This window comes from Pseudomonas syringae, assembly GCF_001698815.1.
Classification (GTDB): Bacteria; Pseudomonadota; Gammaproteobacteria; order Pseudomonadales; family Pseudomonadaceae; genus Aquipseudomonas; species Aquipseudomonas syringae_A.
The window spans coordinates 170,857-184,428 of record NZ_LGSI01000040.1; the positions used below are offsets into that span (position 1 = coordinate 170,857).

A 13,572-nucleotide genomic window follows, 5' to 3' on the forward strand; every position below is an offset into this window, starting at 1 on the left:
AGCTCATTCAACCTGTCACGGCCACTTGGCCGCCGTAGAGGCGAAATCATGAAAACGACCATTGAATTGCCTCTCTTGCCATTGCGTGATGTTGTGGTTTATCCGCACATGGTTATCCCGCTGTTCGTGGGGCGCGAGAAGTCTATCGAAGCCCTTGAGGCTGCGATGACCGGCGACAAACAGATCCTGTTGCTCGCGCAAAGAAATCCTGCTGATGATGATCCTGGTGAAGAAGCTCTTTATAGCGTCGGCACCATTGCAACCGTATTGCAGCTGCTCAAATTGCCCGATGGTACCGTCAAGGTGTTGGTCGAAGGCGAGCAGCGCGGCTCGGTCGAACGCTTCATGGAAGTCGACGGTCACTGCCGCGCAGAAGTCGCGCTGATCGAAGAAACGGAAGCGCCTGACCGCGAGTCCGAAGTTTTTGTGCGCAGCCTGTTGGCGCAGTTCGAACAATATGTTCAGTTGGGCAAGAAAGTCCCGGCTGAAGTGCTTTCCTCGCTTAACAGCATCGATGAGCCGGGTCGCCTGGTGGATACCATGGCGGCGCACATGGCGCTGAAGATCGAGCAGAAGCAGGAGATTCTCGAAATTATTGATCTGCCGGCCCGTGTCGAGCACGTGCTGGCGCTGCTGGATGCCGAGATTGACCTGCTGCAGGTCGAGAAGCGCATCCGCGGTCGGGTCAAGAAGCAGATGGAGCGCAGTCAGCGCGAGTACTACCTGAACGAGCAGATGAAGGCCATTCAGAAAGAGCTCGGCGACAGCGAGGAAGGTCACAACGAAATCGAAGACCTGAAAAAGCGTATCGATGCCGCTGGCCTGCCAAAAGATGCTCTGACCAAGGCGACTTCCGAGCTGAACAAGCTCAAGCAGATGTCGCCGATGTCCGCAGAAGCCACCGTAGTTCGCTCGTATATCGACTGGCTGGTTCAGGTGCCGTGGAAGGCGCAGAGCAAGGTTCGCCTGGATCTGGCCCGCGCTGAAGACATCCTCGACGCTGACCACTACGGTCTTGATGAAGTAAAAGAACGTATTCTCGAATACCTCGCCGTGCAAAAACGCGTAAAGAAAATTCGTGGCCCGGTGCTGTGTCTGGTTGGCCCGCCTGGTGTGGGTAAAACCTCCCTGGCCGAGTCGATTGCGCACGCAACCAACCGCAAATTCGTGCGCATGGCCTTGGGTGGCGTGCGTGATGAAGCGGAAATTCGTGGTCATCGCCGGACGTATATCGGTTCGATGCCAGGAAGATTGATTCAAAAGATGACAAAGGTTGGCGTTCGCAATCCACTGTTCCTGCTTGATGAAATCGACAAGATGGGCAGTGACATGCGCGGCGACCCGGCTTCGGCATTGCTTGAGGTTCTCGATCCGGAACAAAACCACAACTTCAACGACCATTACCTGGAAGTCGACTACGACCTGTCCGACGTAATGTTCCTGTGCACCGCGAACTCGATGAACATTCCTGCAGCGTTGCTGGACCGGATGGAAGTCATCCGTCTGCCTGGCTACACCGAAGACGAGAAGATCAACATTGCCGTCAAATACCTTTCGCCCAAGCAGATTCAGGCCAATGGCTTGAAGAAGGGCGAAGTGGAATTCGACGAGGAAGCGATCCGCGACATCATTCGTTACTACACCCGTGAAGCGGGCGTGCGTAGCCTTGAGCGCCAGATTGCCAAGGTCTGCCGTAAGGCGGTCAAAGAGCACGCGCTGGAAAAACGTTTTGCAATTCGTGTCACGGCTGAAATGCTTGAGCATTTCCTCGGCGTACGCAAATTCCGCTACGGCCTGGCTGAGCAGCAGGACCAGATCGGGCAGGTTACCGGTTTGGCGTGGACGCAAGTGGGTGGCGAATTGCTGACCATCGAAGCGGCGGTTGTGCCGGGCAAAGGTCAGTTGATCAAGACCGGTTCGCTGGGTGATGTGATGGTTGAATCCATTACGGCCGCACTGACCGTGGTGCGCAGTCGCGCGAAAAGTCTGGGGATTCCTGTGGACTTCCACGAGAAGCGCGACACGCACATCCATATGCCAGAAGGCGCGACGCCCAAAGATGGCCCTAGCGCAGGCGTAGGCATGTGCACGGCCCTTGTTTCGGCGCTGACACAGATCCCTGTGCGTGCGGACGTGGCGATGACTGGCGAAATCACCCTTCGCGGTCAGGTTCTGGCGATTGGCGGGCTCAAGGAAAAACTCCTGGCTGCGCACCGTGGTGGTATCAAAACGGTGATCATTCCGGAAGAAAACGTCCGCGACTTGAAAGAGATTCCGGACAACATCAAGCGTGACCTGCAGATCAAGCCGGTTAAATGGATTGACGAAGTCCTGCAAATTGCGCTGCAATACGCGCCGGAGCCCTTGCCGGATGTGGCTCCGGAGATGGTTGCGAAGGATGAAAAGCGCGAGTCTGACTCTAAGGAAAGGATTAGCACGCATTAGTCTGGGCGGCCTTCCTTGACAGCTTTTTAGAGCCCTTGTTATAAAGCGGCTCTTTTAAGCATCTGCAAGCCGTTCAGCGTTCGTTTGGCTTTACCAAAAAACTTAGAAACATACTCAATATAGACATAAGGGGACTTAGAGTGAACAAGTCGGAACTGATTGATGCTATCGCTGCATCTGCTGATATCCCGAAAGCTGCTGCCGGCCGTGCGCTGGACGCAGTAATCGAATCCGTCACTGGCGCTCTGAAGGCTGGCGACTCCGTTGTACTGGTGGGTTTCGGAACATTCTCCGTGACTGATCGTCCAGCACGTATCGGTCGTAACCCTCAGACCGGTAAGACACTGGAAATCGCTGCAGCTAAAAAACCAGGTTTCAAAGCCGGTAAAGCACTGAAAGAAGCTGTCAACTAAGTTCTCAAAGCCTTTGCCCAACCGAAGCAGAAACATTCTGCATCGGCTGCGGAGCGGTAGTGTGGTCGGTTTCAATCCGGCCTGACACACCGGGGTCGCAAGTAGCTACCCCGTCCGCTTCGCCAGTTACGAGAAGGCGCATCCTCGGATGCGCCTTTCTTCTATCCGCTTTCTACCCACGCTCCGCGGTTGGATAGTCAGTACAACCGTTTTGGGGGACGCATGCTGCAGAACATCAGGGACAATTCACAGGGCTGGATTGCCAAGACCATCATCGGGGTCATCATTGCCTTGATGGCTTTGACGGGATTCGACGCCCTTTTTTCGGCGACCAGCACCAAGCAGGACGCCGCCAAGGTCAATGGTGATGAAATCACCAAGACCGAGCTGAGCCAGGCAATCGACATGCAACGCCGCCAGCTCATGCAGCAGTTGGGCAAGGATTTCGATCCTGCTCTGCTCGACGAGAAAATGCTGCACGATGCCGCCTTGAAGGGTCTGGTTGACCGCAAGCTGCTGTTGCAAGGTGCCGCCAAGGCGAAGTTTTCCTTCTCGGAAGCTGCACTGGATCAACAGATCCTGCAAACACCCGAGTTTCAGGTGGACGGCAAATTCAACGCCGATCGTTTCGATCAGGTGATTCGTCAGCTGGGCTTTACCCGGTTGCAGTTCCGCCAGATGCTCGCTCAGGAAATGTTGATTGGTCAGGTGCGTGCCGGCGTCGCTGGCAGTGCTTTTGTGACCGACGCTCAAGTTGAGGCTTTTGCCCGTCTGGAAAAACAGACCCGGGATTTCGCAACGCTGACGCTGGCTGCCAATACCGCAGCAGTCAAGGTCACCGACGACGAGATCAAGGCGCATTACGACGAACACGCCAAAGAGTTCTTGAGTCCGGAACAGGTTGTGCTTGATTACGTCGAGCTGAAGAAGTCTTCCTTCTTCGACAAGGTGCAGGTCAAGGACGAAGATCTCCAGGCGGCTTATCAGAAAGAAATCTCCAATCTGGCTGAGCAGCGTCGCGCTGCACACATCCTGATCGAAGTGAATGACAAGCTGAACGAAGCGCAGGCCAAGGCGAAGATTGAAGAAATTCAGCAGCGTCTGGCTAAAGGCGAAGATTTCGCGGCTCTGGCCAAGGAATTCTCCCAGGATCCGGGCTCGGCTTCCAAAGGCGGTGATCTGGGTTACGCAGGCAAGGGTGTTTACGACCCGGCCTTTGAAGATGCGTTGTATGCCTTGAACAAAGACCAGGTTTCGACGCCGGTGCAAAGTTCCTACGGTTGGCATTTGATCAAGTTGTTGGGTGTGGAAGCGCCGTCGGTGCCTACGTTTGCCAGCCTGAAGGGCAAGCTCACCAACGACCTGAAATCCCAGCAGGTTGAGCAACGCTTCGTGGAAGCGACCAAGCAGCTTGAAGATTCGGCGTTCGAATCGTCCGATCTGGTGCAGCCAGCTCAGGATCTGGGTCTGAAAGTCCAGACTACCGCACCGTTTGGTCGTGAAGGCGGCGAAGGTCTGACGGCTAACCGCGCGGTGCTGCAAGCTGCGTTCAGCCCGGAAGTACTGGAAGAAGGTTCCAACAGCAACGCGCTGGAACTGGATCCGGAAACGGTAGTGGTCGTGCGCTCCAAGGAGCACCGCCAGCCTGAACAGCTGCCTCTGGAGAGCGTTGCCAGTGTCATTCGCGCTCAGTTGATCAAGGAGCACGCCAGCGCCGCAGTCAAGGCCAAGGGCGATGCGCTGCTGACCGGCTTGCGCGATGGCAAGGTTCCGGTCGCTGCCAAGCAGGATGGGCAGAACTGGAAGGTCATGGAAGCAGTGACTCGCAGTCAGGAAGGCGTTGAGCCAGCCGTGTTGCAAGCGCTGTTCCGTATGCCCAAGCCTGAAGGCAAGGACAAACCTGCTTTCACCAGCCTGACACTGGCTGACGGCAGCTATGTGGTTGTGCGCCTCAACGGCGTCAATCAAGCGGCTGCGCCGTCTGAAGAAGAAAAAACGCAATACCGTCGTTTCCTGGCATCCCGTGCCGGCCAGCAGGATTTCGCTGCTTACCGTGCGCAACTGGAAAGCAAGGCGAAGATCGAGCGGTTCTGATGCTCTGATCTGACGACAAAAGGAAGGCCGCTCATTGAGCGGCTTTTTTTTGTTATCGATGGAGAGCTTGTGGGGCAATGCGGTATACCCGTCATCCATTCGCGAGCAAGCTTCATTCCAACAGATTTCACCCACGAAAAAGCCCGCAACTCTTGCGAGCTGCGGGCTTGGGTAGCGCTGTGAAGATTACTCTTCGAGGTTACCCATCGCGGTGGTGTTGAAGCCGCCGTCGACGTACATGATTTCGCCGCTGATGCCGGACGCCAGGTCCGAGCACAGGAACGCGCCGGCGTTGCCGACTTCATCGATGGTCACGTTGCGACGCAGTGGGGTCTGCGCTTCGTTGGCTGCCAGCATCTTGCGGAAGTTCTTGATCCCGGAAGCGGCGAGGGTGCGGATCGGGCCAGCCGATACTGCGTTAACGCGCGTGCCTTCCGGGCCAAGGCTGCCGGCCAGATAACGTACGCCCGCTTCCAGGCTGGCCTTGGCCATGCCCATCACGTTGTAGTTAGGCATGGTGCGCTCTGCGCCCAGGTACGACAGGGTCAGTAGGCTGCCATTGCGGCCTTTCATCATTTCGCGTCCGGCCTTGGCCAGGGCCACGAAGCTGTAGGCGCTGATGTCGTGCGCGATGCGGAAACCTTCGCGGGTGGTGGCTTGGGTGAAGTCGCCGTCGAGCTGGTCGCCCGGTGCGAAGCCTACGGAGTGAACGATCACGTCCAGGCCGTCCCACTTCTTGCTCAGTTCTTCGAAGACCTTGGCGATCTCTTCGTCGCTGGCGACGTCGCAAGGGAAGCACAGTTCTGGGTTGGAGCCCCAGCCTGCGGCGAATTCTTCGACACGACCTTTGAGTTTGTCGTTCTGATAGGTGAAGGCAAGCTCTGCACCCTCGCGATGCATGGCGGCAGCGATGCCGGATGCGATGGACAGTTTGCTAGCGACACCGACGATCAGGACGCGCTTACCGGCGAGAAAACCCATGTGTTGTTCCTCTTCAGGTTAATCGACAGCTACCGGCGCCAAAAAGGCGGCTTCCAGCAGCTGCTGTGTATAAGGATGTTGCGGTGCGGCAAAGATAGCTTGCGCGTCACCCTGTTCGACCACTTGGCCCTGCTTGACCACCATCAATTGGTGGCTAAGCGCTTTGACGACCGCCAGGTCATGGCTGATAAACAAATACGTCAGGTTGTACTTGGTTTGCAGTGACCGCAGCAGCTCCACTACCTGACGCTGAACTGTCCGGTCGAGCGCCGAAGTGGGCTCGTCCAGCAAAATCAGCGCCGGTTTTAACACTAATGCCCGGGCAATGGCGATTCTCTGCCGCTGCCCGCCGGAAAACTCGTGGGGGTAGCGGTGCCGGGTTTCCGGATCCAGACCTACTTCCCTGAGCGCCGCGATGATCGCCATCTCCTGCTCGGCAGCGGTGCCCAGGCGATGGATACGCAGGCCTTCGCCGACGATTTCACCCACTGACATACGCGGACTCAAGCTGCCGAACGGGTCCTGGAACACCACCTGCATCTGTCGGCGCAGCGGACGAATCTCCTGCTGCGACAGGCAGTCTAGCGTCTTGCCCTGAAACCGTATGACGCCCTGGCTACCGATCAGCCGAAGAATAGCCAGGCCCATGGTCGATTTGCCCGAGCCGCTTTCGCCGACAATCCCCAGCGTTTGCCCTTGAGGCAGACTGAACTGAACGCCGTCCACCGCCTTGACATGATCCACGGTCCGTTTGAGCAGACCTTTCTTGATCGGAAACCAGACTCGCAGGTCCTCCACTTCCAGCAATGGCGCACCGGCCGGATTGTCCGCCGGACCGCCGCTGGGCTCCGCGCTCAGCAAGATTTTCGTGTACGGATGCTGAGGAGAACGGAACAGCTCCTCACAGGATGCTTGTTCGACGATGCAACCGCGCTGCATGACACATACACGATTGGCTATTTGCTTGACCACGTTCAGGTCATGGCTGATCAGCAGCAGCGCCATGCCCAGGCGCGCCTGCAATTCCTTGAGCAATTCGAGGATTTTCAGCTGCACCGTAACGTCCAGCGCGGTGGTCGGTTCGTCGGCGATCAACAGCTCGGGCTCGTTGGCCAAGGCCATGGCAATCATCACACGCTGGCGCTGGCCGCCTGAGAGCTCGTGTGGCAGGGCTTTGAGTCTTTTTTGCGGCTCGGGTATGCCTACCAGCTCCAGCAGCTCCAGGGTGCGGTGTGTGGCGGCCTTGCCCATCAGACCTTTGTGCAGGCCGAGCACTTCGTTGATCTGCTTTTCGATGGATTGCAGCGGGTTCAGCGAGGTCATTGGCTCTTGAAAGATCATGGCGATTTTATTGCCACGGATCGCCCGCAGTTTTTTCTCGCTCAGGGTCAACAAATCCTGGCCGGCATAATGAATCGTGCCGCTTGGGTGACGGGCGAGCGGGTAGGGCAGCAGGCGCAGGATCGAATGCGCCGTCACTGATTTGCCGGAGCCACTTTCACCCACCAGCGCGAGGGTTTCGCCACGGCGGATATCAAAGTTGATGCCTTCGACCACGCGCTGACAGCCTTCGCCCGCCACGAACTCGACGGCCAGATCGCGAATCTCGATCAGATTGTCATTGTTCATCTCATTTCCTTGGGTCGAAAGCGTCGCGGGCGGATTCACCGATAAACACCAGCAGGCTGAGCATCAAGGCCAGTACAGCGAAGGCACTGATGCCGAGCCACGGTGCCTGCAGGTTGGATTTGCCCTGTGCCACCAGTTCGCCCAGCGATGGCGAGCCAGCCGGAAGACCAAAGCCGAGGAAATCCAGCGCCGTCAGGGTGCCGATAGCGCCGGTGAGGATGAACGGCATGAACGTCATGGTCGAAACCATGGCGTTGGGCAGGATGTGGCGGAACATGATTGCGCCGTTCTCCATGCCCAGCGCCCGGGCGGCGCGCACGTATTCCAGATTGCGCCCGCGCAGGAATTCGGCGCGCACCACGTCCACCAGGCTCATCCAGGAAAACAGCAGCATGATGCCCAGCAGCCACCAGAAGTTGGGCTGGACGAAGCTGGCGAGAATGATCAGCAGATACAGCACCGGCAGTCCCGACCAGATTTCCAGGAAGCGCTGCCCGAGCAGGTCCACCCAGCCGCCATAGAAGCCCTGCAAGGCACCGGCAATCACGCCGATGATCGAACTGAGGATGGTCAGGGTCAGGGCAAACAGCACCGAAACCCGGAAGCCATAGATGACTCGGGCCAACACGTCGCGGCCCTGGTCATCGGTGCCAAACAGATTTTCCGCGGACGGCGGCGCGGGCGCCGGGACTTTCAGGTCGTAATTGATGCTCTGGTAGCTGAACGGAATCGGCGCCCACAACACCCAGCCGTTTTTGGCGGCCAGCAGTTCCTTGATGTAAGGGCTTTTGTAGTTGGCTTCCAGCGGGAATTCCCCGCCGAATGTGGTTTCCGGGTAGCGCTCAAGCACCGGGAAATACCAGCTGCCGTCATAGCGCACGGCCAAGGGCTTGTCGTTGGCGATCAGTTCCGCGCCCAGGCTCAGGCCGAACAGGATCAAAAATAGCCATAACGACCACCAGCCCCGCTTGTTGGCCTTGAAACGTTCGAAGCGGCGACGATTGAGAGGAGACAACTTCATATCAATGTTTCCTGCTTTCAAAGTCGATGCGCGGGTCTACCAGCGTGTAGGTGATATCGCCGATCAGCTTCACCACCAAACCCAGCAAGGTGAAGATGAACAGCGTGCCGAAAACCACCGGGTAATCACGGTTGATGGCGGCTTCGAAGCTCATCAGGCCCAGGCCGTCCAGAGAAAAAATCACCTCCACCAGCAGCGAGCCCGTGAAGAAGATGCCGATGAACGCCGAAGGGAAGCCGGCGATCACCAGCAACATGGCGTTGCGGAACACATGTCCGTACAGCACGCGATGGTTGCTCAAGCCCTTGGCCTTGGCGGTGATCACGTATTGCTTGCCGATTTCATCGAGGAAGCTGTTTTTGGTCAGCAGGGTCATGGTGGCAAAGTTGCCGATCACCAGAGCGGTGACGGGCAGCACCAGATGCCAGAAGTAGTCGAGAATCTTGCCGCCGGTGCTCAGTTCGTCGAAGTTGTTCGAGGTCAGGCCGCGCAACGGGAACCAGTCCAGATAACTGCCGCCCGCAAACACCACGATCAGCAGGATGGCGAAGAGGAACGCCGGAATTGCGTAACCGACGATGATCAGCGAGCTGGTCCACACGTCGAAATGACTGCCGTGGCGGGTTGCCTTGGCGATGCCCAGCGGGATCGACACCAGGTACATGATCAGCGTGCTCCATAACCCCAGGGAAATGGACACGGGCATTTTCTCTATGATCAGGTCGATGACCTTGGCATCCCGAAAGAAGCTGTCGCCAAAATCCAGGTGCGCGTAGTTCTTGACCATGATCCACAGGCGTTCCGGGGCCGACTTGTCGAAGCCGTACATGCGCTCGATTTCCTTGACCAGACCGGGGTCGAGGCCTTGTGCGCCGCGATAGGTCGAGCCCGCTACCGAAACCTCGGCACCGCCACCAGCGATGCGGCTGGTCGCGCCCTCGAAGCCTTCGAGTTTAGCGATCATCTGTTCCACCGGCCCGCCGGGCGCGGCCTGGATGATCACGAAGTTGATGAGCAGGATGCCGAACAGGGTCGGAATGATCAGCAGCAGGCGCCGAAAGATATAAGCCAGCATCTCAGCGCTCCGTACTGGCAGGCGCATTGCCTGGTTGTTGGGGCGCCGTCGGATGGGCGTCAGGTTTGTACCACCAAGTGTTGGTACCGATGTCCGATAGCGCTTTTACGCCGGGATGGGCGATGTGATCCCAATACGCGACGCGCCAGGTCTTGATGTGCCAGTTCGGCAGCACGTAGAAACCCCATAGCAGCACCCGATCCAGAGCCCGGGCGTGGTCGACCAGACTCTGTCGGGAGTTGGCATTGATCAGGCCGTCCACCAGGCTGTCCACCGCCGGGTCTTTGAGGCCCATGAAGTTGCGGCTGCCGGTCCGGTCGGCGCTGACTGAGTGAAAGTACTCGCGTTGTTCATTACCCGGCGAGCTGGACTGGGGAAAGCTGCTGACAATCATGTCGTAGTCCCGCGAGCGCAGGCGGTTGATGTATTCCGATGCGTCGACCCTGCGGATGGTCAGTTCAATGCCCAGGTCGCTGAGGTTGCGTTTGTAGGGCAGTAGGATGCGTTCGAATTGGGTCTGGGCCAGAAGAAACTCCAGTTTCATCGGGTTGCCCTCGGCATCGCTCATCTTGTCGTTCTTGATGGTCCAGCCAGCCTCCTGCAATAACTGGAAGGCACGCCGCAATTGCGGACGAATCATGCCGCTGCCGTCGTTGACCGGCAGTTGGAAAGGTTCGCTGAACACTCGCTCGGGGATCTTGCCGCGCCAGGGGTCGAGGATTTTCAGTTCCTCGGCGGACGGCAGGCCGCTGGCGGCCATTTCCGAGTTGTCGAAATAGCTCTTGGTCCGGCTGTACGAACCATTGAACATTTGTTTGTTGGTCCATTCGAAGTCGAGCAGCAGGGTCAGCGCCTCACGCACCTTTGGATCCTGGAACAGCGGGCGACGCAGGTTCATGACAAAGCCCTGCATGCCTTGAGGGTTGCCGTTGGGCAGTTCTTCCTTGATGAGTCGGCCTTCGCGCACTGCGGGCGTGTCGTAGGCGGTTGCCCAGTTCTTCGCGCTGGTTTCCAGCCAATAGTCGAACTGTCCGGCCTTGCCGGCCTGGAGCGCCACATCCATGTCCCGGTAATAGTCGTAGCTCATCACATCGAAGTTGAACTGCCCGCGGTTGACTGGCAGGTCCTTGGCCCAATAGTCCTTGACTCGCTCGTAACGCACGGAGCGGCCGGCGTTAACCTCGGCGACCTTGTAGGGGCCGCTGCCCAGCGGAAATTCGAGGTTGCCCTTGGTGAACTCGCGGGTGGCCCAGAAATGTTTGGGAAGCACGGGCAACTGGCCGAGGATCAACGGCAACTCCCGGCTTTGGTTGTCCTTGAACTTGAAAAGCACCCGCAGCGGATCCTCGACCACCACCTTGTCGACGCCGGCGTAATACGCGCGGTACATCGGGGTGCCATCCTTGATCAGGGTATTGAAGGAAAACTCCACGTCTTCGGCGCGGATCGGGTGGCCGTCATGGAAGCGTGCTTGCGGACGCAGGTAAAAGCGCACCCAGCTGTTATCCGGAGCCTTTTCGATCTTGCTGGCAATCAGGCCGTACTCGGTCATCGGCTCGTCCAGGCTGGAGCGGGCCAATGTGTCGTAGATCATGCCGACGTCATCGGCGGCCGTGCCCTTGTTGATGAACGGGTTGAGGCTGTCGAAGCTGCCGAAACCCGCCTGGCGGAAGAGCCCGCCCTTGGGTGCATCGGGGTTGACGTAATCGAAGTGCGTGAAGTTGGCCGGATACTTTGGCGCTTCGTCGTACATGGTCACGGCGTGCAGAGGCACTGCCTGAGCTGTGCAGGCCACGCCGGCGAGGAAGAGGCCGCCAGCCTGCATCAGCAGGGAACGCAAAACGGTCATTGAGTCTTCTCCAGGGGCTTGAGCCACCACGCGCGCAACCCCAACGTATAGGGCGGGGTGGTGACCATGGCGAACCGGTTGCGGTACGCCAGGCGATGATTGTTGAGGTACCAGTTCGGAATGCTGTAATGCTGCGAAAGCAGGACCCGGTCCAGTGCGCGGGCGGCGGCAACTTGGGTGTCGCGAGTTTGCGCGGCGAGCAACTGATTGAGCAGGCTGTCGACCACCGGATTGGCGACACCGGCGTAATTCTTGCTGCCGGTAATCGCCGCCTGGCTGGAATGGAAGTATTGCCATTGCTCCAGGCCAGGGCTGAGGGTCTGGTTGAGCGTCATGAGAATCATGTCGAAATCGAACTGATCCAGGCGCTGTTTGTACTGGGCGCGATCCACCGTGCGCAGCCGCGCGTCGATGCCGATGCGTCGCAGGTCTTCGATATAGGGTTGCAGAATGCGTTCGAGATTCGGGTTGACCAGCAGGATCTCGAAGCGCAACGGCTGACCATCACGATTCATCAAACGTTGATCCGCCAGCTTCCAGCCCGCTTCGCCGAACAGCCCCAATGCCTTGCGCAAGGTTTCCCGTGGGATGCCGCCGCCATCGGTTTTCGATACGGCAAAGGGGTGCGTGAACAGGCTTGGCGGCAGTTGCTCGCGATACGGCGACAGCAGCAGCCATTCCGCGCCCGTCGGCAGACCGGTAGCTGAGAACTCGCTGTTGGGGTAGTAGCTGGTCGAACGCTTGTAGGCGTCGCTGAACAGCGTGCGATTGGTCCACTCGAAGTTGAACATCAAGCCCAAGGCTTCGCGGGTTTTGACGTCGGCGAAGGTGGCGCGCCGGGTGTTCATGAACAAACCCTGGGTCTGGGTTGGGATTTTGTGCGGGATTTGCGCCTTGATCACATCGCCATTAGCCACGGCCGGGAAGTTGTAACCGGTGGCCCAATTCTTGGCCTGATGCTCGATATAAATGTCGAATTCACCCGCCTTGAAGGCTTCGAACGCGACATCGCTGTCGCGATAGAACTCGACTTCGACCCGATCAAAATTGTACTTGCCGCGATTGACCGGCAAGTCCTTGCCCCAGTAATCCTTGACCCGTTCGAACACCAACTGGCGACCGGGATGCACGCGCGTGATGCGATACGGCCCGCTGCCCAGTGGCGGCTCATAGGTGGTGGCCTTGAAGTCGCGGTCTTTCCAATAGTGCTGCGGCAGTACAGGCAGCTCGCCCAGACGCAGAATCAGCAGCGGATTCCCCGCGCGCTTGAAGACGAAGCGAATGCGATGTCGATTGAGAATGTCGACCCGCTGCACTTCCTGCAGCGCCGTGCGGTATTGCGGATGGCCATCCTTCAGCAGCGTGCGATAAGAAAACGCCACGTCGTAGGCGGTAATCGGCTTGCCGTCATGAAAGCGCGCCTGTGGGCGCAAGTTGAACACCACCCAGCTGCGATCTTCGCTGTACTCCACACTCTGCGCGATCAAGCCATAACTTGAGGTCGGCTCATCCCCGGACGGATCGTACTGGCCGGTGCCGACCATCAGCGGTTCGTTCAGCTCACTGACGCCGTATTGCAGGAAGTTACCGGTGGAAATCGGGCTGCTGCCCTTGAAGGTATAAGGATTGAGCGTATCGAACGTGCCAAAAGCCATCATTCGCAAGGTGCCACCTTTCGGCGCCTCGGGATTTACCCAGTCGAAATGCGTGAAGCTGGCCGGATACTTGAGCACGCCGAATTGCGCATAGCCGTGGCTTTCGCTGATGGCTGCGCAGACGGGAAAGCTCAAGGCCAGACTAATAAGTAGCAGGAAGGGACGTATCACGATCCAGACGGCTTGGGCTTTAGGTCGGTAACAGTAACAGCTTGTATCGGCAGGAAAAAGACTGCGGCGGAAAGCGTGGGATCCCACGCCTGTCGCTCTCAACAAACAAAAACCAACCATTTGAACTGGAAACTGGATTCGTTGGAGCGAGGCTTGCCCGCGAAGAACCAAAACGCGGTGTATCTGGCTCACCGAGGCGTCTGATTTGCGGGCAAGCCTCGCTCCAGCGAGGCATGGAC

The 13,572-nt window shown here is 58.1% G+C and carries 9 protein-coding genes; 3 read left to right on the forward strand and 6 right to left on the reverse strand.

Annotated elements, in window-relative coordinates:
• Window positions 1–48: 48 nt before the first annotated feature.
• The 3 genes from lon (at window position 49) to AFK24_RS12165 (ending at window position 4,952) form a co-directional block, all read left to right on the forward strand.
• Window positions 49–2,445, forward strand: coding sequence for an endopeptidase La (lon, locus tag AFK24_RS12155; RefSeq protein ID WP_065833465.1), 2,397 nt, complete (start codon window positions 49–51; stop codon window positions 2,443–2,445).
• Window positions 2,446–2,585: 140 nt separating this feature from the next.
• Window positions 2,586–2,858 (forward strand): HU family DNA-binding protein, encoded by a 273-nt coding sequence (locus AFK24_RS12160; protein WP_002552737.1) that lies wholly within the window; start codon window positions 2,586–2,588, stop codon window positions 2,856–2,858.
• A gap of 222 nt (window positions 2,859–3,080) precedes the next feature.
• A complete protein-coding gene (locus AFK24_RS12165) occupies window positions 3,081–4,952 on the forward strand; it encodes a SurA N-terminal domain-containing protein (protein ID WP_065833466.1) in 1,872 nt (623 codons plus the stop codon).
• A 186-nt stretch (window positions 4,953–5,138) separates the two neighbouring features.
• Here AFK24_RS12165 and fabI read toward each other — a convergent pair whose 3' ends face one another.
• From fabI to AFK24_RS12195, 6 genes are read right to left on the reverse strand one after another with little or no spacing between them, the layout of a single operon-like run.
• The gene (gene fabI / locus AFK24_RS12170) at window positions 5,139–5,933 is read right to left on the reverse strand and encodes an enoyl-ACP reductase FabI (RefSeq protein WP_065833467.1); all 795 of its coding nucleotides are present in this window, start codon (window positions 5,931–5,933) and stop codon (window positions 5,139–5,141) included.
• A gap of 18 nt (window positions 5,934–5,951) precedes the next feature.
• Complete coding sequence (locus AFK24_RS12175; protein WP_065833468.1) at window positions 5,952–7,562, reverse strand: ABC transporter ATP-binding protein; 1,611 nt, start codon at window positions 7,560–7,562, stop codon at window positions 5,952–5,954.
• A gap of 1 nt (window position 7,563) precedes the next feature.
• Window positions 7,564–8,583: an ABC transporter permease gene (locus tag AFK24_RS12180; protein WP_020288773.1), complete on the reverse strand. Its 1,020-nt coding sequence runs from the start codon at window positions 8,581–8,583 to the stop codon at window positions 7,564–7,566.
• A 1-nt stretch (window position 8,584) separates the two neighbouring features.
• Complete coding sequence (locus AFK24_RS12185; protein WP_065833469.1) at window positions 8,585–9,658, reverse strand: microcin C ABC transporter permease YejB; 1,074 nt, start codon at window positions 9,656–9,658, stop codon at window positions 8,585–8,587.
• Window position 9,659: 1 nt separating this feature from the next.
• Window positions 9,660–11,507, reverse strand: a complete 1,848-nt coding sequence (locus tag AFK24_RS12190; protein ID WP_065833470.1) for an extracellular solute-binding protein — start codon at window positions 11,505–11,507, stop codon at window positions 9,660–9,662.
• Entirely contained in the window at window positions 11,504–13,333 is a 1,830-nt protein-coding gene (locus AFK24_RS12195; protein WP_065833471.1) for an extracellular solute-binding protein, read from the reverse strand. Before AFK24_RS12195 ends, AFK24_RS12190 begins: the two co-directional genes overlap by 4 nt.
• Between the last annotated feature and the right edge of the window lie 239 nt (window positions 13,334–13,572).

Excerpts from the sequence above, each read along its gene's own strand:
- AFK24_RS12175 (WP_065833468.1), bottom strand. The coding sequence starts at position 7,562 with ATGAACAATGACAATCTGATCGAGATTCGCGATCTGGCCGTCGAGTTC.
- AFK24_RS12180 (WP_020288773.1), bottom strand. The coding sequence starts at position 8,583 with ATGAAGTTGTCTCCTCTCAATCGTCGCCGCTTCGAACGTTTCAAGGCC.
- AFK24_RS12190 (WP_065833470.1), bottom strand. The coding sequence starts at position 11,507 with ATGACCGTTTTGCGTTCCCTGCTGATGCAGGCTGGCGGCCTCTTCCTC.
- fabI (WP_065833467.1), bottom strand. The coding sequence starts at position 5,933 with ATGGGTTTTCTCGCCGGTAAGCGCGTCCTGATCGTCGGTGTCGCTAGC.
- AFK24_RS12165 (WP_065833466.1), top strand. The coding sequence starts at position 3,081 with ATGCTGCAGAACATCAGGGACAATTCACAGGGCTGGATTGCCAAGACC.
- AFK24_RS12185 (WP_065833469.1), bottom strand. The coding sequence starts at position 9,658 with ATGCTGGCTTATATCTTTCGGCGCCTGCTGCTGATCATTCCGACCCTG.
- lon (WP_065833465.1), top strand. The coding sequence starts at position 49 with ATGAAAACGACCATTGAATTGCCTCTCTTGCCATTGCGTGATGTTGTG.